The following is a 19,898-nucleotide window of genomic DNA, read 5'->3' as shown; positions in this document are numbered from 1 at the left end:
ATGGTTGTCGCGTTCGATTCATATTTGTTTGAGCTCGTCAATTCCACGGCGCAGCAGTCCGAGTTTCTGGACAAGCTCGTCGGACATATTGCCCTGAACAACATTTACAAAGGCGTCGTCCCGATGATGCTGTTCTGGTATCTCTGGGAATTGCGAAGAGCCGATCTGTCAGCGCGCCGCGCGCGTCTGGCTGCGGTGCTGTCGACCGCGATCATTGCGGTGGCCTGCGGCCGGTTGCTTGCTAACATCCTTCCTTTTCGGTTGCGTCCCATGCATTCGGAGACGTCGGGTGCGCGCTTGCCAATCGGGTCCGAAGCACTGACACTTGACGGCTGGAGCTCTTTTCCCAGCGACCATGCCGTCCTGTTCTTCGCAACGGCAGTCGGGCTCTGGCTGATCAGCAGGGCAATCGGGACAATCGCGATCGTGCATGCCATCATCGTCATCTCCTTGCCGCGGATTTACATGGGGTATCACTGGCCAAGCGATCTGATTTTCGGCGCCGTGGTGGGGAGCGTCCTTGCGCTGCTTCTGGTGCCGTTCCTCGGTCGAAGGATTGCGAACAGTCGGTTGAACTTGTCTGTCGATCACATCAGTCCGCTTGTCTATCCCGTTCTATTCTTCGTGACATTGCAGATCGCGACCCTTTTCAATACCGCGATCGGGACGCTCAAGGCAGGCGCACACGCTTTGGACATCCTGTTCTGATTTTTGTATCGGCGGAAACTGGTCAGAGCTGGGCTGTCCGGACTTTGACGCAGTCTGCGCAGGACTTGGCAATCCGGTTCGCTTCACGTTAAGAAGCGTCAGATGCTGCCCGCTTGGTGGCCACGGCGGAGGACGAGCATGAGCGACGCAGACAGCTTCATCAACGAGGTGACGGAAGAGGTCCGGCGCGACCGTCTGTTCGGATTGATGAAGAAGTATGGCTGGATCGCCATTCTGGCGGTGATCCTGCTGGTCGGGGGTGCTGCCTGGACTGAATACAGTCGCGCGCGCGACCGTGCCGCCGCCGAACAGACGGGCGATGCCTTGCTGGCGGCGCTGGCCAACAGCGAACCTGCCGCGCGTGCAGCAGCGCTTGACGCGGTGCCGCAGGCTGGTGCCGCGGCGGCCGTGGGCCTGCTGATCACGGCGGCCGCACAGGAAGAAGCGGGCGAGGTCGCCGCCGCGACTGCCACGCTGGACAGTCTGACCACGCGTCAGGACGTGCCGGCGATCTACCGCGATCTGGCCGCCTTCAAGGCGGCGATGCTGGATGCGGGCAACGATCCCGCTGCCCGTCGCACGCGGCTGGAGGCGCTGGCGACCCCCGGCCAGCCCTTTGCATTGCTGGCACAGGAACGGCTGGCGCTTGCCGATCTGGCCGCCGGTGACCGGGATGCCGCGGTGACGCAACTGACCGCCATCGTGCAGGACGCCGCCGTCAGCGAAAGCTTGCGCGACCGGGTGCAAACCCTGATGGTGGCGCTGGGTGCGCCGTTGCCGGACGTCGCGACTTCGGGTGCGACATCCGACGAGACACCGACCAACCCGTGAAAGGGCACCGCGCCGTGATTTCCAAGACCCTGTCCGCCTGCCTTCTGGCCCTTGTCGCCCTGTCTGCCTGCGGGGAAAAGGACGTCATCCTGCCCGGTCCGCGCGAAGCGATCAGGGCCGAGGCCCCGCAGGTCAACCGCGCCGTGCCGATCAGCCTGCCTGCGCCGCAGGCCAACGGCGATTGGACCCATCGCAACGGCAGCGCCGATCACAACACGCCGCAACCGGTGCTGGGGTCGGCACTGTCGCAGGTCTTTGCCGTGGACATCGGCGAAGGAGACAGCAAGGGAGCCCGGATCACCGCCGATCCGGTTGTGTCGAACGGCATCGTCTATACCCTCGATGCGCGCAGCCATGTCGCGGCGACGACCCTTGCCGGTGCGCCCCTCTGGGCGGTCGACATCACGCCGCCGCCGAACGCACCCAGCGATGCCTCTGGCGGCGGTCTGGCGGTCGGGGCCGGGCGGCTGTTCGTGTCCACCGGCTACGGCACATTGACAGCACTTGACCCTGCGACGGGCGGGACGCTCTGGGTGCAGGAACTGGACGCGCCGGGCACCTCTGCCCCCACGGTGTCGGGCGATCTGGCCTATGTCATCAGTCGCGACAGCAGGGCCTGGGCCATCGACGTGACCAACGGGCGCATCCGGTATCAGACCTCCGGCATCCCGTCCGACACGTCCTTCGGCGGCGGGGCAGGCCCGGCGGTCACGACCGATCTGGCAGTCTTCCCCTTTCCGTCCGGAGAGGTGCAAGGCGTCTTTCCGCAAGGCGGCATCGCGCGCTGGTCCGCCGTGATCACCGGCGACCGGCCGGGTCAGGCGATCGGAGATCTGTCCGACATTGCCGGCGACCCGGTGATCGACGGCAACCGCGTCTATGTCGGCAATTTCTCGGGCCTCACGGTGGCGTTGGACGCGGCGTCGGGTGAACGCCTGTGGACCGTGGGCGAGGGGGCGTCTGGCCCGGTCTGGCCGGCGGGCGGGTCGGTCTTCATGGTCAACGACCTGAACGAGCTGGTGCGCCTCGACGAAGCCGACGGCAGCGTGATCTGGCGCGTGGCCTTGCCGGATTTCGTGGAAACCGGGTCGTTTCTGCGCAAGGGGCGCACGGTCTATTCCCACTTCGGACCGATCATGGCGGGCAACCGGCTGATCGTGGCGTCGTCGGATGGGCAGTTGCGGTCGTTCGATCCGACATCTGGCGCACTCGTGGGCAGTGTGGCGTTGCCGGGTGGTGCCGCTTCGACCCCGGCCATCGCAAACGGCATCCTGTACGTCGTGAACAAAAACGGGCAACTGCTGGCTTTCCGTTAAGGGCAAAGCGGTGTATGGCCCGCCTCTGACCTGCCGGAGTTTCGCGCCATGACATTCACCCTTGCCCTTGTGGGCCGCCCCAACGTCGGCAAATCGACGTTGTTCAACCGGCTTGTCGGCAAGAAGCTGGCGCTGGTCGACGATCAGCCCGGTGTCACCCGCGACCTGCGCGAAGGTCAGGGCCGCATCGCCGATATCCGGTTCACCGTGATCGACACCGCCGGGCTGGAGATGGCGACGGACGAATCCTTGCAGGGGCGAATGCGCAAGCTGACGGAACGTGCCGTGGAAATGGCCGACGTCTGCCTGTTCATGATCGACGCGCGTGTGGGCGTGCTGCCCGCCGACCGCATCTTTGCCGACATCCTGCGCAAGAAGAACGCCCACGTCATCCTTGCCGCCAACAAGGGCGAGGGAAAGGCGGCTGACGTCACGATCCTGGAAGCCTACGCGCTGGGGCTGGGAGAGCCGATCCGCCTGTCCGCCGAACATGGCGAGGGTATGGGAGAGCTGATGGACGTGCTGCGCCCGCTGTCCGAACAGTTCGAGGAACGCGCCCTTGCCGACGCACCGGACACCGACGTCGCGGTCGAGGATGACGACCCCGACGCGCCGCGCGTGCCGACTCGTTCAAAGCCCTTGCAGATTGCCGTCGTCGGCCGTCCGAACGCCGGAAAATCGACGCTGATCAACAAGATCATCGGCGAGGAACGACTGCTGACCGGGCCTGAGGCGGGGATCACGCGGGACGCGATCTCGGTCATGACGGACTGGGGCGACGTACCCATGCGGATCTTCGACACGGCGGGGATGCGCAAGAAGGCGCGGATCAGCGAAAAGCTGGAGAAGCTGAGCGTCAGCGACGGATTGCGCGCGGTCAAGTTCGCCGAGGTCGTCGTGGTGCTGCTGGACGTGGAGATCCCGTTTGAGCAGCAGGACCTGCGGATTGCCGATCTGGCAGAGCGTGAGGGTCGTGCGGTCGTCATTGCGGTGAACAAATGGGACACCGAGGACGACAAGCAGGACAAGCTGCGCGAGTTGAAGGAAGAATTCACCCGGCTGCTGCCGCAGTTGCGGGGCGCGCCGCTGGTCACCGTGTCGGCCAAGACCGGCAAGGGGCTGGATCGTCTGCAGCAGGCGATCATGAAGGCCTATGACGTCTGGAACCGCCGCGTCACGACGGCGCAGTTGAACCGCTGGCTGACGGGGATGCTGGAACAGCATCCGCCCCCCGCGCCGGGCGGCAAGCGGATCAAGATGCGCTATGCCACCCAGGTCAAGACGCGGCCACCGGGATTCGTCGTCATGACCTCTCATCCCGATCTGGTGCCAGAAAGCTACAAGCGCTACCTTGTCAACGGGTTGCGGGACGACTTTGACATGCCAGGCGCGCCGATCCGGCTGACTCTGCGCGATCAGGGGGACAAGAATCCCTACAAGGACCGCAAGTCATCGCAGCCGTCGCGTCTGACCAAGCACAAGAAGAAGCCCGGCAGCGACCGTTAGGATATCGGATTCGGGCGCGGAGCCCAGACGGCCATCACGCAGATCAGCGTGACGATGCCGGTGATGGCCAGGGCGGTCACCAAGAAGTTCGTCATCCCGTTGTTGACGACGATGCCGACCAAGGCCCAGATCACGGCCCCAAGGTAAAGCGGTGTTGTAGTCCGGCGGTAGGTCAGGACCGCGACGATCAGCGCGCCGGCTATGCCAGCAAAGGCCCAGCCGTAGCCACCCATCAGGATGCCGTATCCTGCCAATGTGGTCGCGAGCGAGACGAAGCTCGCCGCCGTCAACCAGCCCGCATAAAGGGCGATCGGTGCGCGCATCCACCAATTCTCGATTGCAGGTGTGCGGTGCAGGGCGGCGATGGCCGCTGCCGCCATGATGAAGATCGTGATCGTGGCCCAGATCGCGCTGATCTGCGCGATCAGCAGCCAGGGCACGCCGACACCAAGGCTGACACACAGCGGCACGCGGGCCGCGTTCCAGTCCGGGTCGTCTGCCTTGTAGATCAAGCCATAGACCGCGGCGGCGACCAGCCAAGCATAGATCAGGCCCCATATTGAGAAGGCATAGCCCGCCGGCTGGACCGGCGGATCGATCTGAGGAACAGGCAACTGATTTTCCGCGAAGCCCGTGAAATCGCCGGAGAACAGCGGTGCCGCTGCGAAGGCGAGGCTGAGAGCGAGCGTGAGATATGCGAGTGACCTGTTCATGCCGCCCAACGTCCGTCCGACGATGAAAGTTCAAGTTCGATCTAAGTTAAATCACCTGCTGCCGAAATCGTGAGACGACCTCCCAGATACGGCCGCAAGACCGCTGGCAAAACGACCGACCCGTCCGCCTGTTGGCCATTCTCCAGCACGGCAATCAGGCAGCGACCTACGGCCAGACCGGAGCCGTTCAGCGTGTGGACGAATTCAGGCTTGCCGCCACCCGCAGGCTTGAATCGGGCATTCATCCGCCGCGCCTGATAGTCGCCACAGGTCGAGATGCTGCTGATCTCTCGGTAGGTGTCCTGACCGGGCAGCCAGACCTCCAGATCATAGGTGCGACGGGCACTCGCACCCATGTCGCCGGCGCAAAGCAGCATGGTGCGATAGGGCAGGTCGAGCTTTTCAAGGATCGCCTCGGCGCAGCGGGTCATGCGAGCATGCTCGGCGTCGCTGTCGTCGGGGTGGGTGATGCTGACCATCTCCACCTTCTCGAACTGGTGCTGGCGCAGCATGCCGCTGGTGTCGCGGCCTGCCGACCCGGCCTCTGACCGGAAGCATTGCGTGTCGGCCACATAGCGGCGGGGCAGGGAGTCCGCGTCCACCGTGTCGCCGTGAACGAGGTTCGTCAGCGTGACTTCGGCCGTGGGGATCAGCCACCAGCCGTTGGTGGTCTGGTAGCTGTCCTCTCCGAATTTGGGCAGTTGGCCGGTGCCATACATCATCTCTTCACGCACCATGACGGGAGTCATCGTCTCGGTTAGGCCGTGGTCGTCGGTGTGGGTGTCCAGCATGAACTGCGCCAGCGCGCGGTGCACGCGGGCCACGGCCCCCCGCAGCACGACGAAACGCGCCCCCGACAGTTTCGCGCCTGCGGCAAAGTCCATGCCGGCCCGGACGGCGGGAATGTCGTAATGCTCCACAGGTTGGAAGTCGAAGGTGCGCGGGGTGCCGACGCGCTTCTGCTCGACGTTGTCGTGTTCGTCACGGCCCGCAGGCACGTCGTCGTGGGGCAGGTTGGGCAGGATCAGCAGCAGGTCGTTCAACTCGACGTCCAATGTCTTTGCCCGGTCGTTCAGCGTCGCGATCTCGGCCTTCTTGTCGGCCATCAGGGTCCGCAGGCGTTCGAATTCCGCATCGTCGCCGCTGGCCTTGGCGCGGCCCACGTCCTTGGCAGCGGCGTTAGCCGCGGCCTGCGCATCTTCGGCCTGCTTGATCGCCTGACGGCGTTCGCCGTCCAGGGCCAGGATGCGGGGCGACACGGGGGCGAGACCGCGCCGGGACAGGCCTGAGTCGAAGGCGTCCGGTGTATCGCGGATCATGCGGATGTCGTGCATGGGTCTGGTCCCCTTCAGGTTGGTCGATTGGCGCAGGGTATGCACCAAGTGCGGCCCGCGTTGAAGAGGGGAAAGCCCGCCCCTTTGGCGCGATTGTGACCGCGCGGGGTCGCCTTTGGTCGCAGCCCCATTGACGCCCCGTCCCATCCCCACGATATGCCCTGTGCACGGCGAAGCGGCGGTTGCCAATCGGCGACCCCGCTCCTAATGTGCCGCGACTTTGACGGGGGGCCTTCGCACCCTGCGACGAACCTTGAAAGGAGCCGCCATGCAGGGCAGCCAATCGCTCATTCTGATGATGATCATCTTCGCGATCATGTATTTCCTGTTGATCCGTCCCCAGCAAAAGAAGCTGAAGGAACATCAGGCGATGGTGAATGCGCTGCGTCGGGGTGACCGGGTCATCACGCAGGGCGGCATTCTGGGCAAGGTCACGGCCGTGAACGAGGCCGACAAGGAAGTCGAGGTCGAGATCGCGACCGGCGTGAAGGTCCGCGTGATCCGGTCCACCATCGCGACCGTCATCAACAAGACCGAACCGGCGAAATAAGCCGCGACACCTTTGGCCCGAGGGGCTTTTTCCATGCTGCACATCTCGCCGTTCAAACAGGCCGCAATCTGGCTGACGGTCGTCATCGGCCTGTCGCTGGCCTTGCCGAATGCCTTCTATTCGCGGGTCGAGACCCATAACGATGCGGTCGCCCTAGGTCAGACGGATACGTCATGGCCGGGTTTCCTGCCCTCAGGCCTCGTGAACCTCGGCCTTGATCTGCGGGGTGGCGCGCATCTGTTGGCCGAGGTGCAGACGACGGATGTCTACGAGACGATCATGGACGCCACCTGGCCCGAAGTGCGCGATGCGCTGGCGGCAGAACGGGATACCGTCGGCTTCGTCACGCGCGAGGAGAGTGCGCCCGACGTGCTGATCGTGCGGATTTCCGAACCCGGAGGGGCCGCCCGCGCGCTGGAGATCGTGCGCGGTCTGGCGCGGCCCATCACGTCGCTGACCGGTGCCGGGTCCACGGATATCGAGGTGACGGGCAACGGCCCGTTGCTCACCATTCGCCTGTCCGACGCCGAGAAGCTGGCGGTCGACGACCGGACCATGCAGCAAAGCCTCGAGATTATCAGACGCCGCATCGACGAGGTCGGCACCCGGGAACCCACGATCCAGCGCCAGGGCGAGACGCGGATTCTGGTTCAGGTGCCCGGCGTCGGATCGGCGCAAGAGGTCAAGGACATCATCGGCACGACCGCGCAGCTGACGTTCCAGCCGGTCATCGGTCGCGCAGGTAGTGCCAGCGATCCGGTCGGCGTAAGTCAGGAAATCCTGCCGAGCGTCGACGAAACCGGCACGTTCTATCTGCTCGACACCGCGCCGGTCGTCACGGGAGAGGAACTGGTCGACGCACAGCCCGCCTTCGACCAGAACGGGCGGCCCGCCGTCAACTTCCGCTTCAACGTGACGGGCGCGCGGAAATTCGGCGACTACACGCTGGACCATATCGGCGAACCCTTCGCCATCGTGCTCGACAATGAAGTCATCTCTGCTCCCGTGATCCAAAGCCACATTCCCGGCGGGTCGGGCATCATTACCGGCAACTTCACGGTCGAGGAATCGACCAACCTTGCGGTGCTTTTGCGCGCAGGTGCCTTGCCGGCCAAGCTGAACTTCCTTGAAGAGCGCACCATCGGTCCGCAATTGGGGCAGGACAGCATCGATGCCGGCAAGAAGGCCGCCGTCGTGGGTTCTGCACTGGTCGTGATTTTCATGCTGGTCACCTACGGGTTGTTCGGCCTGTTCGCCAACATCGCGCTGATCATCAATATGGGGCTGATATTCGGCGGACTGTCGTTACTGGGGGCGACGTTGACGCTGCCCGGCATCGCGGGCATCGTGTTGACCGTCGGCATGGCGGTGGACGCAAACGTGCTGGTGTTCGAGCGCATACGCGAGGAACTGAAGACGGCGCGCGGACCGGCCCGCGCGATCGAGTTGGGCTATGAACGCGCCCTGTCGGCCATCGTGGACAGCAACGTGACGACACTGATCACGGCGGGCATCCTGTTCTACATGGGGTCCGGCCCGGTGCGCGGCTTTGCCGTGACGCTGGGGCTGGGCATCATCACGTCGATCTTTACCGCGATCTTCGTCACGCGGTCGCTGATCGTCATCTGGTTCGCCTGGCGGCGTCCGAAAACAATCGAGGTCTGATCCCATGCGTCTGCGTCTTGTTCCCGACGATACGAAGATCAACTTCTTCGGTTACGCCAGGATCACCTTCGGTGGATCCCTGGTCTTGCTGGCCCTGTCGGTGGCCGCCTTTTTCGCGTTTGGCCTGAACTACGGCATCGACTTCAAGGGCGGCACGACGATCCGCACGGAAAGCACGCAAGCCATCGACGTCGGTGCCTACCGCGCGGCGCTTGATCCGCTGGCCCTTGGCGATGTGGCCATCACCGAGGTATTCGACCCCGGCTTCGGCCCGGACCGCAATGTGGCCGAAGTCCGCATCCAGGCGCAGGGCGACGCGGAGAGCATCCAGCCCGACACCATCGCGGCCATTCAGGGCGCACTGACCGCCGTCGACCCGGCGGTGCAGTTCGCGTCGGTCGAAAGCGTCGGTCCGAAAGTGTCGGGCGAATTGATCCGCTCTGCCGTGCTGTCGGTCGTGGGCGCAATTGCGGCCATCGTGATCTACATCTGGCTGCGTTTCGAATGGCAGTTCGCGGTCGGCGGCATCGTGGCACTCGTGCATGACGTCGGCCTGACCATCGGCCTTTTTTCGCTGTTGCAGATCAAGTTCGATCTGGCAATCATCGCCGCCTTGCTGACCATCGTGGGCTATTCGATCAACGACACCGTCGTCGTGTTCGACCGCGTGCGTGAAAACCTGCGCAAATACAAGGTCATGCCGCTGATCGAGGTGCTGAACCTGTCGGCCAACGAAACGCTGAGCCGCACGATCATGACATCCGGCACAACCCTGCTGGCGTTGATTGCCCTGCTGGTGCTGGGCGGTGACGTGATCCGGGGCTTTGTCTTTGCGATCACCTGGGGCATTCTGGTCGGGACCTATTCGTCGGTCTACATTGCCAAGAACATCGTGCTGATGCTGGGCGTGAAACGCGACTGGTCCAAGACCGACCCCAAGACGGTCGGTCGTTATGCGGACGTGGAAAGCAAGTGAAATGCGCCTGACCGAAATCACCTACGACAACGCGAAACCGATCGACGGCTACGGCCCCGGGTTTTTTCGCATCGGCGGCAAGGTGATCGAAGGACCGGTGACGGTGACACCGGCGGGCATCGCGGGCTGGGGCGGCTACGATGACACGGCAGCGCTGGTCGGGCTGGCCGATGTCGTCGACGTGATCTTCGTCGGCACCGGTGCAGACATAGCGCATCCCCCTGCCGCTTTTCGGCAGGTGCTCGAGGCCGCTGGCCTTGGCGTCGAGACGATGGCCTCTCCTGCCGCCTGTCGCACCTACAACGTGCTCCTGAGCGAGGGCCGACGCGTGGCCCTTGCACTGTTCCCGGTCTGACGCCCATGTTGCAGGTCCGCGACCTGCGCTGCGCCCGCGGCGGTGTGCCGGTGCTGGAGGGCGTGTCCTTCGACGTGAGGCCCGGTGAGGCGCTGATCCTGCGCGGCCCGAATGGCGTGGGCAAAACGACGGTGCTGCGCACATTGGCGGGGCTACAACCGCCGCTTGCCGGGTCGGTCGCCTATCCCGATGGCACGGGCGCCTATGCCAGCCATGCGGACGGCGTCAAGACGGCCTTGACCGTGACGGAAAACCTGACCTTTTGGGCGCAGGTCTACGGCCGCGATGTGCCGGATAGCATGTTCGCCGCATTCGATCTGGACAATTTGCGCGCCCGTGTGGCCGGGACCCTGTCGGCGGGACAGAAGCGGCGGCTGGGACTGGCGCGGCTGGGCGTCATCGGGCGGCGGGTGCTGTTTCTGGACGAGCCGACGGTCAGTCTGGATGGCTTTTCCGTGCGGATGTTCGCGGACTGGATGCGCGACGTGCATTTGGCGCAGGGCGGCTGCGCCGTCATCGCGACGCATATCGATTTGGGCTTGGACGCACCGGCGCTGGACCTGACGCCCTATGTCGCGGCATCGGACGCCGCCGGCGGGTCTGACGAGGCGTTCTTGTGAAGGCGCTGCTCTGGCGTGATCTGGCCCTTGCGGTGCGCGCCGGGGGGGGCTTTGGCCTTGGCCTCGCGTTCTTTCTGATCGTCGTCGTGCTCGTGCCCTTTGGCGTCGGCCCCGACCGTAGCACGCTGGCGCTGATCGCGCCCGGCATACTCTGGGTCGCGGCATTGCTGGCGGCGCTGCTGTCGCTCGACCGCATCTTTGCGCTGGATTTCGAGGATGGGTCGCTGGCGCTGCTGGCGACGGCCCCTCTGCCGCTGGAAGGCGTGGCACTGGTCAAGGCGCTGGCGCACTGGATCACCACGGGTCTGCCGCTGACGCTGGTGGCCCCGGCGCTGGGGTTCTTTCTGAACATGGCACCTGCGGCCTACGGCTGGCTGCTGGTCAGCCTTGCCATCGGCACGCCCGCGCTGTCGATGATCGGCAGCTTCGGCGCGGCGCTGACCGTCGGCCTGCGGCGCGGCGGATTGCTGCTTTCGCTGCTGGTTCTGCCGCTTTACGTGCCGACGCTGATCTTCGGGGCAGAGGCGGTGCGGCACGGCGTCGATGGCACCGGGGCCACGGCACCACTGATGCTGATGGGGGCGATCACGCTGGGATGCTTTGCACTGTTGCCCTTCGCGGCTGCGACGGTGTTGCGCATCAACCTGCGGTGATCCGGGATTGAGGGGCGCAGTGCGTCGGGATAGGGATACGTCATGTCGATCTGGGAATACGCAAATCCGCGAAAGTTCATGGGCTGGACCGCGCCCGTCATGCGCGTGGCCTTTGCCGTGGCGGGGGCGTGCCTTGTCGTCGGTCTGATCTGGGGTTTCTTCTTTACCCCAGACGAGGCGCGGCAGGGGTCGACGGTCAAGATCATCTACCTGCATGTGCCAAGTGCGCTGATGGCCATCAACGCCTGGTTCATGATGCTGGTCGCATCCCTGATCTGGCTGATCCGGCGGCACCACGTCAGCGCGCTGGCCGCGCGCGCCGCGGCCCCGGTGGGGCTGGCGATGACGGTGATCGCGCTGATCACCGGGGCGATCTGGGGCAGCCCGATGTGGGGCACCTACTGGGCCTGGGACCCACGCCTGACGTCGTTCCTGATCCTGTTCCTGTTCTATCTCGGCTATATCGCTCTTTGGGCTGCGATCGAGGATGGGGATACCGCTGCCGACCTGACGTCGGTGCTGTGTCTGGTCGGATCGGTGTTCGCGATCCTGTCGCGCTATGCGGTGAACTTCTGGAATCAGGGGCTGCATCAGGGGGCATCGCTCTCTCTCGACAAGGAGGAAAACGTGGCCGATGTGTTCTACATCCCGCTGCTGGTCTGCATTGCGGGCTTCGTTGCGCTGTTCCTGGCGCTGGTGCTGCTGCGTACGAGGACCGAGATCCGTGCCCGCCGCACACAGGCCCTGATGTCGCGGGGGCAACGTGCCTGATCTGGGAACCTACGCCTTCGAGGTGATCACCGCCTATGCCGCAAGTATCGCGGTTCTCGCGGTGCTGGTGGGCGTCAGCGTCCGGCGGTCGCGGCGTGTGAAGCGGACACTGGAGGAGGTCGAGCGTGGCTAGAATCTCACCCTTGCTGGTCGTGCCGCCGGTGGTCTTCGCAGCCCTTGCCGGGCTCTTCTGGGGCGGCTTGATGCGCGAGAATGCGGGCGAGTTGCCGTCGCAATTCATCGGACAGCCCGCCCCGAACCTGCCCGCGGAAGCGGTTGCGGGAACGGAGCTGCTGACCGCGGAGGATTTGTCGTCGGGCGAGGTCACGATCGTCAATTTCTGGGCCAGCTGGTGCCCGCCCTGCCGCGCCGAGCATCCCACGCTGGAAGCCTTGGCCGAACAGGGCTACCGCGTGGCGGGCGTGAACTTCCGCGATCAGGCCGACGATGCGGCAGGCTATCTGACGGATTACGGCAATCCGTTCTTTGCGACCGGATTCGATCTGCGGGGCCGCGTCGCCATCGACTGGGGTGTCACCGCCCCGCCAGAAACCTTCATCGTCGGCCCCGATGGCACGGTCCTGCATCGCTTCATCGGCCCGCTGGTTGGGGCCGACTACGAACAGCGGTTCCTGCCGATGCTGGAAGCGGCAACCGAATAACCGACAGCGGACCCCGTTGTCCGCGCTGAAGCAACCGGGGCTCTGCCCCGGACCCCGGGATATTTGAAACCAGAAGAAGCCTGAAAAGAGAGGGGCCGCGCAATCCTGCGCGGCCCCTCACTTGTCGACCAGGTGGTTCAGGACGCCTTGGCGAGATCGCGCAGCACGTAGTGCAGCACGCCGCCATGCTCGATGTATTCGATCTCGATCGCCGTATCGATGCGGCACTTGATGTCGATGGTCCGGGTCGTCCCGTCGGCCATCGTGATATGCGCCTTCACGACCTCCAGCGGCTTGATCGTGTCGAGACCGTCGATGCTGACGGTTTCCTCGCCGGTCAGGCCCAGCGTCTTGCGGGTGTCGCCCCCCGTGAATTCGAACGGGATGACGCCCATACCGACGAGGTTGGACCGGTGAATCCGCTCGAAGTTCTCGGCGATGACCGCCTTCACGCCCAGCAGCGCCGTGCCCTTGGCCGCCCAGTCGCGCGAGGAACCCGCGCCATACTGTTCGCCGGCAAAGATCACCAGCGGCGTGCCCTGTTCTTCGTAGGCCATCGCGGCGTCGAAGATAGAGGTCTGCTCGCCGTCCGGCCCCTTGGTGTAGCCGCCTTCGACGCCGTCCAGCATCTCGTTGCGGATGCGGATGTTGGCGAAGGTGCCGCGCATCATGACCTCATGGTTGCCGCGCCGCGACCCGTAGGAGTTGAATTCGCGCACCGGCACCTGACGGTCCAGCAGATACTGGCCGGCGGGGCTGCTTTCTTTGAACGACCCTGCAGGGCTGATGTGGTCGGTCGTGACCATGTCGCCCAGAACGGCAAGAACCTTTGCGTCGCGCAGGTTATGGATCGTGCCGGCGTCCTTTGGCATGTCCTTGAAATACGGCGGATTCTGCACGTAGGTCGAATTGGCGGGCCAATCGTAGGTCTCGCTGTCAGTAACCTCGACAGCCTGCCACTTTTCGTCGCCCTTGAAGACGTCGGCGTATTTGGACTGGAACGCTTCGCGGGTGACGGTCTTTTCCACCAGATCGGCGATTTCCTTCTGGGAGGGCCAGATGTCTTTCAGAAAGACATCTTTGCCGTTCTGATCCTGCCCCAGCGGGTCCTTGGTGATGTCGATGTTCATGTCGCCCACCAGCGCATAGGCCACCACCAGTGGCGGGGACGCCAGATAGTTTGCGCGCACGTCTGGCGAAATCCGGCCCTCGAAGTTGCGGTTGCCGGACAGGACCGACACGCCGATCACATCGTAGTCGTTGATTGCCTTGCTGATTGCCGGGTCCAACGGGCCGGAGTTGCCGATACAGGTCGTGCAGCCGTAGCCGACAAGGTGGAAATCCAGCGCGTCGAGGTCTTCCTGCAGACCCGCCGCTTCCAGATAGGCGGTGACGACCTGACTGCCGGGCGCGAGCGAGGTCTTGACCCAGGGCTTGCGGGTCAGGCCGAGGGCGCGCGCCTTTCGCGCGACGAGGCCCGCGCCGATCATCACGTAGGGGTTCGATGTGTTCGTGCAGGACGTGATCGAGGCGATCACGATACTGCCGTCGTGGATCTGGTAGTGCCCGTCGTCGGTCTTGACGTAGCCGCGTGCGTGGTGGCCTTCGTCGCCGGGGATGCTGCGCGGTTCGGGCTGGCCGCCTTCGCCTTCCCAGCGGACCTCGGCATTGGCGGACGCATCCTGGCCGCCGCGGATGCCCTTCACGTATTCGCCAAAGGCGTGGCCGGCCTTGTCGAGGTCGATGTGATCCTGCGGCCGCTTGGGGCCGGAAATCGCGGGCACCACGGTGCCCATGTCCAGTTCCAGCGTGTCGGTGTAGATCGGCGCGTAATCGGACCCGCGCCAGAAGCCGTTTTCCTTGGCATAGGCTTCGACCAGCGCGACGCGGTCTTCGTCGCGACCCGTCAGGCGCAGGTATTTCAGCGTTTCGTCGTCGATCGGGAAATAGCCGCAGGTGGCACCGTATTCGGGGGCCATGTTGCCGATCGTCGCGCGGTCCGCCAATGGCAGATGGTCAAGCCCGGGGCCGTAGAATTCGACGAACTTGTTGACCACGCCCTTCTCGCGCAGCATCTCGACCACGCGCAGCACGAGGTCCGTGGCGGTGGTGCCTTCGGTCATCGCGCCGGTCAGCTTGAAACCCACGACCTCGGGGATCAGCATGGAAATGGGCTGGCCCAGCATCGCGGCCTCCGCCTCGATCCCGCCGACGCCCCAACCGAGGACAGCGAGGCCGTTGACCATCGTGGTGTGGCTGTCGGTGCCGACCAGCGTGTCGGGGTAGGCGACCATGTCGCCGTTCTGGTCGGTGTCGGTCCAGACGGTCTGGGCCAGATATTCCAGGTTCACCTGATGGCAGATGCCGGTGCCCGGCGGCACCACGCGGAAGTTGTTGAATGCGTTCTGGCCCCACTTCAGGAACTGGTAGCGTTCCATGTTCCGCTCATACTCGCGGTCCACGTTCATCTGAAAGGCGCGCGGATTGCCGAATTCGTCGATCATTACCGAGTGGTCGATCACGAGATCGACCGGGGCCAGCGGGTTGATCTGCTGTGCATTGCCACCCAGCGCCTTGATCCCATCACGCATCGCGGCCAGATCGACGACAGCGGGGACCCCGGTGAAGTCCTGCATCAGCACGCGGGCGGGGCGATAGGCGATCTCTCGCGGGTTCTTGCCGCCCTGCGTCGCCCATTCGGCAAAGGCCTTGATGTCGTCCACGGTGACGGTCTTGCCGTCCTCGAACCGCAGCATGTTTTCCAGTACAACTTTCAGCGCGGCGGGCAGTTTGCTGAAATCGCCCAAGCCGGCCTGCGTGGCCGCGTCGATCGAGTAGTAGGCGACCGACTGGTCCCCCACGGTCAGGGTCTTGCGGGTCTTGGCGGTATCGGTGCCGACGGTGACGGTCATGGCTGTTCCTTCAGGTTGAGGACATGTGGCTTGCACAGCTTTTGCCTCATGCAGGGCAAGCGTTCAAGAGGGCGGCGCGAAAATATGTATACAGTCGTATACCGCCCGGTGTGATGCGAGAGACGCGGTAATCAACGTAGGTGCCGCCGTCGCGATTGCTTGATTGGTCATTACATTCCAAGCTGATTAGACGATTGGGTATGAATAACCCGGAAAGACGATCCATGCGCCATGTCATTGCTGCCAGCATCCTTGGTGTCCTGATCGTCGGTACGCCGGTCGTTGCGCAGGACACGGACACAGGCACGGTGGTCGAGCTTTATACCTCTCAGGGGTGTTCAAGCTGTCCACCCGCGGACCGGATCCTGGCACAGATGGCGGACAGGGACGACGTGATCGCGCTGGCGCTGCATGTCGACTATTGGGACTATATCGGCTGGGCCGACGATCTGGCCGATCCGGCCTTCACGGCACGGCAGCGGGGTTACGCGCATCACTGGCAGGCGCGCAACGTCTACACTCCGCAGATGGTCGTCGCGGGGGTCAAGGAATTCGTCGGCAGCCACCCGGTCGTGGCGATGGATGCCGTCGCGTCGCACCCGGCCTCTGCCTACCCGGTGCAGGTGGAATTGACCCGCGACGGAGATGCGGTCGTCATTTCGGCCACGGCACATGGTCCGGTCCCGCAACGGGCGCTGGTGCAGTTCGTGCGTTACATCCCCGAGGTCGTGCGCGAAATCCACAAGGGCGAGAATGCGGGCAAGACGGTGATCTACCGCAATGTCGTCACGGAATGGTCCGAAGTTGGCCAGTGGGACACCGATGCGCCGCTGTCCCTGAGGGTGCCTGCGGCGGGCGATCAACCGGTCGTCGTGATCTTGCAGGACGGTGCGGCCGGCCCGATTCTGGGCGCGGTGCGCCTGCGCTAGGGCGCGGCCTTCCAGCGTCGATGCACCCAGAACCATTGCGCCGGATCGGCGGCGATCCGGGCCTCGAGCCGTTGGGTCGCATCGCGCATCATGGTCAGGGGGACAGTGTGCGGGATCGGAGCCTCGACTGCGATATCGAAGGACAGACCGTCGGCTTGCCGGGTGCCGAAATAAGGGATCAGCAGCGCGTCGAAGCGCAGCGCCATCTCGGCCGCCGCAAGAGAGGTCAGGGCAGGGCGACCCATGAAGGAGATCGCCGGCGCGCGCGAGACATGGACGTCGAACAGCAACGTGCCCATACCGCCGCCCTTGATGTGGCGCGCGAACCCGATGGTGCCGCGCCCCCCCTGCGCAAAGACCGGGCCGCCCCAACTGGTCATCGTCTGGCGATAGTGGCTGTCGACAAAGGCATTGGCCATCGGGCGATATAGGCCGCCGACGACCAGACCGTCGCGGGTCAGTACGTGACGGGGGGCTTCGAAATTGCCGAAATGCCCGGTGACGAAGATGACAGGACGGCCCTGCGCGCGCGCCTCTGCCAGCGGCCCCAGCCCGTCACCGGTCGCCTGCGTGTCGCGCAGGTGGTGCGCAAAGTCGCGGTTTGCGTAATTCTCCATCAAGGTGCGGCCGAAGTTGTCGCAGACCCGGATCGCGAGGTTGCGGCGCATGGCCATGCTCATGTTCGGATAGCTTGCGGCCAGATGCGCCACCGCGCGACGGCGGTAGCCCGCGACCGGACCGATGCCGCGCGCAATGATCGCGCCCATCGTGGCCACGCGGGTCGCGTAGGGCAGCCGATTCATGCTGGCGATCAGACCGCGCAGGACCTGATCCTGCCACCATTCGGCACGGCTGCCAGTCGGCCTGTCCTGAGTTGCGGCGGAGTCTGTCATGGGTGTCAGGTAGCGGTGCTTGTGCCATTTTGAAAGCCCCGCGCATCGCGCGTCAGCATCAGGGCAGTTGGAGATGGATTCCGGCCTGCGGATCAGGCGGTTCCGGCCTTCCCATCCCGCTGCGGATGGCGCGGTTGCGGACAATCAGTCCTCTTCTGCGTCGGGGTCGATGAGGGTGCTCGTGCCATCGTCGGCCAGTCCCCGAATTGCGGCGCTGATGGCATTCATCGCCGCCTCTCCGTCGACAGATTTCACGGTGCCCCGCTCTGACGCTTCTTCCTTCATCGTCGACGCCATGCGCTGCGAGACGCAGTCGAGGATGAAATTGGCCGCCGCCTCGCGTCTGCCGCCCGACAGGAGCGCGAAAGCAATGGCCGTCGACAGATCACCGCCTTCGATCACACGCAGACAGCCGGGAATATGAATGGGTCGCACGCGGTCGGGGATATCCTCGAACGTGAAGATGGATTTTCGCACGTCCTTTGCGAAATCCGCATCAGATTCGTCAAGACCGGTCAGCACGTCCTCTCGCGTCAGGGCGGGGCTAGAGTTCAGGATCGCGCCAACCCGTTCGACGGGGGCCTTGTCGAAGGCCGTGACGCGGGTGCGGCAATAGTCCGACACCAAGGCGTGACCGATGCGCAATACAGCGTCAGGGGCGATGTCGGCCGTCTGGCGCACTGCAAAGGTGATGCGGCGGGCGCGTTCGCCCGGCAGCAGGCCCAATACCTCTGCCGCGCGCGAGACGGGCAGTTTCGACAGCAGCACGGCGCCGATCTGGATGCTTTCCTGCGCCAGAATCCGCACCACTTCGTCGGTCGTGAGGTTCTGAAGCCGGAGCCAAGGGTCGCGCCCGTTTCGATTGTCCAACTGGTCGCGCAGCCTGTCGGCCAGATGAGGGGAAATCTGGCCGGCCAACGCCTCTAGCGCGGCATCGACATTGCCGGGGGCCGACAGGCCGACGGCATCCAGAAGGTCGGCGAATTCGGTCGCGACGGCGTTGACCGTATCACGATCGACCAGTCGGATCGCGCCCACTTCACGGGCCAAATCCTCTTGCACATGGTCGGGCATGGTCGACAGGGCCAGCTTGTTGCCATCGCTGATCAGCAATTGGACGATCAGGGCAGCCTTGCGGCGGCGTGACATCGGCGGGATGCCTGCAGGGGCAGAATTCGAAGGGGAATCAAAGCCATTGAACATGGACCGATCCTAAGCGGGGAACGGTCAACGAAGCGTGAAGACCATCAGCCCTTGGCGTAGTTGATCGACATGTTGCGCAGCGCCTCAATGTTTTCGGCTGAAAGGGCCTGCATGTCCTTGGTGGCTTCGTGCAGGTCCGACATTGTCGTTTGCAGCCTGTCGACCTCGGCATCGGTCAGTTCGCGATCCGCGCGCGCGAAACTGCCGAAACTGCGGCTGCCTTCGGTTTCGACGGCACAAATCACACCGTATTTCAGGCCGTGTTCGGCAGCACGTTCCATGACGCGCGACGGATCGTCCGTCAAATCCGACCAGCGCTGGCTGCCGTCGTTGGCAAAACCCCATGCCACCGTAGGATCGGCCATCACGAGTGCGTGCAGTGAATAATAGGTAGTCCAGGCCTTGGGGTAAGTCTGCAACAGAAAGGTCGGTGCCGTGAAACGGATATGGAACGCAAGCGCATAGCCTGCGGGGGCAATCTTTGCCGCTTCTTCCAGCTGGGCCATCATCGGAGATATGTCAGACATGGTGCCGATCCTGTCCATTGTGACCTGTTCGTCTCACTAGCTTCCAAAAGCTGATTTTCATTCCCGAATTTCCACCATACTATCCTAAAGTGTATTCGACCGACGGCAAACAAACAGGACGATTTTTTACATGGTGCGACGCATGACAGCCGAAGATGTGGCGCGGGTCGCACCGGCAGGTCACTACATCGCACTGCGTATCGGTTTTGCGTTTCCGATGGAAGAGATCAATGCCTTCCCATCGGAATGGATCGAACATTATACCCGCAACCGTCTGATGCTTTTCGATCCGGTGATGCGCTGGGCCTATGCCAACACCGGCATGGCCCGCTGGTCCGATCTGCGTCGTGACGATCCGCACGGTGTGCTGAGCATGGCGGCGGCGTTCGGGTTGCGATTCGGACTGACCTTGGCGGTCTTTGACGATAATGCGGATGGTCATCGGTCATTCGCGAGCTTCGCGCGGGCGGACCGCGATTTCGACGATCTCGAGACGCGTCTGTTGCTCGCCTATCTGACGCGGCGGCACATCGAGATGCTGCCGCCGCGCAACCTGACGCATGCAGAGCTGGAAGCATTGGCCATGGTGAAGGACGGCAAGCGGTTGAAGCAGATCGCCTATGACCTTGGTGTGACCGAAGGCGCGGTCAAACAGCGGCTGAAAAATGCGAAGACGAAACTTCAGGCCAAGACAAGCACGCAGGCAGCCACGATGGCACGGCAATTCAAGCTGATCTGACCTGGGCCCGTCCCGAATCCCGGCTTTGGCGACGC

The 19,898-nt window shown here is 64.0% G+C and carries 21 protein-coding genes; 15 read left to right on the top strand and 6 right to left on the bottom strand.

Features of this window, described 5'->3' with window-relative positions:
* From ACOI1H_RS16990 to der, 4 genes are all read left to right on the top strand, one after another.
* On the top strand, positions 1–708 hold a 708-nt coding region (locus tag ACOI1H_RS16990; protein WP_422439031.1), incomplete at its 5' end, for a phosphatase PAP2 family protein.
* Between the two features lie 138 nt (positions 709–846).
* Positions 847–1,539: a hypothetical protein gene (locus tag ACOI1H_RS16985; RefSeq protein ID WP_422439030.1), complete on the top strand. Its 693-nt coding sequence runs from the start codon at positions 847–849 to the stop codon at positions 1,537–1,539.
* Positions 1,540–1,553: 14 nt separating this feature from the next.
* On the top strand, positions 1,554–2,855 hold the full coding sequence (locus ACOI1H_RS16980; protein ID WP_422439029.1) for a PQQ-binding-like beta-propeller repeat protein: 1,302 nt from the start codon (positions 1,554–1,556) through the stop codon (positions 2,853–2,855).
* 48 nt (positions 2,856–2,903) lie between these two features.
* Complete coding sequence (gene der, locus ACOI1H_RS16975) at positions 2,904–4,361, top strand: ribosome biogenesis GTPase Der (protein WP_422439028.1); 1,458 nt, start codon at positions 2,904–2,906, stop codon at positions 4,359–4,361.
* Here der and ACOI1H_RS16970 read toward each other — a convergent pair.
* Positions 4,358–5,074 (bottom strand): hypothetical protein, encoded by a 717-nt coding sequence (locus ACOI1H_RS16970; protein WP_422439027.1) that lies wholly within the window; start codon positions 5,072–5,074, stop codon positions 4,358–4,360. The two genes, der and ACOI1H_RS16970, sit on opposite strands and share 4 nt — an antisense overlap.
* A gap of 41 nt (positions 5,075–5,115) precedes the next feature.
* Positions 5,116–6,408 (bottom strand): serine--tRNA ligase, encoded by a 1,293-nt coding sequence (gene serS / locus ACOI1H_RS16965; RefSeq protein WP_422439026.1) that lies wholly within the window; start codon positions 6,406–6,408, stop codon positions 5,116–5,118.
* Between the two features lie 268 nt (positions 6,409–6,676).
* On the opposite strand from serS, the gene yajC reads away from it, so the two are divergent.
* The 9 genes from yajC to ACOI1H_RS16920 are packed head-to-tail and all read left to right on the top strand — an operon-like array spanning position 6,677 to position 12,660.
* Positions 6,677–6,958, top strand: a complete 282-nt coding sequence (gene yajC, locus ACOI1H_RS16960; protein ID WP_422439025.1) for a preprotein translocase subunit YajC — start codon at positions 6,677–6,679, stop codon at positions 6,956–6,958.
* Between the two features lie 33 nt (positions 6,959–6,991).
* Entirely contained in the window at positions 6,992–8,623 is a 1,632-nt protein-coding gene (gene secD / locus ACOI1H_RS16955; RefSeq protein WP_422439024.1) for a protein translocase subunit SecD, read from the top strand.
* Positions 8,624–8,627: 4 nt separating this feature from the next.
* Entirely contained in the window at positions 8,628–9,599 is a 972-nt protein-coding gene (gene secF, locus ACOI1H_RS16950) for a protein translocase subunit SecF (protein WP_422439023.1), read from the top strand.
* A 1-nt stretch (position 9,600) separates the two neighbouring features.
* Positions 9,601–9,954: an Mth938-like domain-containing protein gene (locus tag ACOI1H_RS16945; RefSeq protein ID WP_422439022.1), complete on the top strand. Its 354-nt coding sequence runs from the start codon at positions 9,601–9,603 to the stop codon at positions 9,952–9,954.
* A gap of 5 nt (positions 9,955–9,959) precedes the next feature.
* On the top strand, positions 9,960–10,574 hold the full coding sequence (ccmA, locus tag ACOI1H_RS16940) for a heme ABC exporter ATP-binding protein CcmA (RefSeq protein ID WP_422439021.1): 615 nt from the start codon (positions 9,960–9,962) through the stop codon (positions 10,572–10,574).
* Positions 10,571–11,227, top strand: coding sequence for a heme exporter protein CcmB (gene ccmB / locus ACOI1H_RS16935; protein ID WP_422439020.1), 657 nt, complete (start codon positions 10,571–10,573; stop codon positions 11,225–11,227). Before ccmA ends, ccmB begins: the two co-directional genes overlap by 4 nt.
* A gap of 42 nt (positions 11,228–11,269) precedes the next feature.
* On the top strand, positions 11,270–11,998 hold the full coding sequence (locus ACOI1H_RS16930) for a heme ABC transporter permease (RefSeq protein ID WP_422439019.1): 729 nt from the start codon (positions 11,270–11,272) through the stop codon (positions 11,996–11,998).
* Entirely contained in the window at positions 11,991–12,131 is a 141-nt protein-coding gene (ccmD, locus tag ACOI1H_RS16925) for a heme exporter protein CcmD (RefSeq protein ID WP_422439018.1), read from the top strand. The genes ACOI1H_RS16930 and ccmD overlap by 8 nt, the downstream gene beginning before the upstream one ends.
* Positions 12,124–12,660 (top strand): DsbE family thiol:disulfide interchange protein, encoded by a 537-nt coding sequence (locus tag ACOI1H_RS16920; protein WP_422439017.1) that lies wholly within the window; start codon positions 12,124–12,126, stop codon positions 12,658–12,660. The genes ccmD and ACOI1H_RS16920 overlap by 8 nt, the downstream gene beginning before the upstream one ends.
* Before the next feature lie 137 nt (positions 12,661–12,797).
* On the opposite strand, the gene acnA is transcribed toward ACOI1H_RS16920, so the two are convergent.
* Entirely contained in the window at positions 12,798–15,572 is a 2,775-nt protein-coding gene (gene acnA, locus ACOI1H_RS16915; protein WP_422439016.1) for an aconitate hydratase AcnA, read from the bottom strand.
* Between the two features lie 224 nt (positions 15,573–15,796).
* On the opposite strand from acnA, the gene ACOI1H_RS16910 reads away from it, so the two are divergent.
* Entirely contained in the window at positions 15,797–16,501 is a 705-nt protein-coding gene (locus tag ACOI1H_RS16910) for a DUF1223 domain-containing protein (protein ID WP_422439015.1), read from the top strand.
* On the opposite strand, the gene ACOI1H_RS16905 is transcribed toward ACOI1H_RS16910, so the two are convergent.
* The 3 genes from ACOI1H_RS16905 to ACOI1H_RS16895 all read right to left on the bottom strand — a co-directional run bounded on the left by ACOI1H_RS16905 (position 16,498) and on the right by ACOI1H_RS16895 (position 19,124).
* Positions 16,498–17,394: a lysophospholipid acyltransferase family protein gene (locus ACOI1H_RS16905; RefSeq protein ID WP_422439014.1), complete on the bottom strand. Its 897-nt coding sequence runs from the start codon at positions 17,392–17,394 to the stop codon at positions 16,498–16,500. The genes ACOI1H_RS16910 and ACOI1H_RS16905 overlap by 4 nt on opposite strands.
* A 144-nt stretch (positions 17,395–17,538) precedes the next feature.
* Positions 17,539–18,543, bottom strand: coding sequence for a FliG C-terminal domain-containing protein (locus ACOI1H_RS16900; RefSeq protein WP_422439013.1), 1,005 nt, complete (start codon positions 18,541–18,543; stop codon positions 17,539–17,541).
* Positions 18,544–18,641: 98 nt separating this feature from the next.
* Entirely contained in the window at positions 18,642–19,124 is a 483-nt protein-coding gene (locus ACOI1H_RS16895; protein WP_422439012.1) for an autoinducer binding domain-containing protein, read from the bottom strand.
* 142 nt (positions 19,125–19,266) lie between these two features.
* Between ACOI1H_RS16895 and ACOI1H_RS16890 the strand changes: the two genes are divergently transcribed.
* Positions 19,267–19,863: a LuxR family transcriptional regulator gene (locus tag ACOI1H_RS16890; protein WP_422439011.1), complete on the top strand. Its 597-nt coding sequence runs from the start codon at positions 19,267–19,269 to the stop codon at positions 19,861–19,863.
* Positions 19,864–19,898 lie beyond the last annotated feature (35 nt).

The organism is Loktanella sp. DJP18 (genome assembly GCF_049310965.1).
Classification (GTDB): domain Bacteria; phylum Pseudomonadota; class Alphaproteobacteria; order Rhodobacterales; family Rhodobacteraceae; genus Loktanella.
Note: the sequence above shows the minus strand (reverse complement) of the source record. Positions and strands in the feature narration are given on the sequence as shown.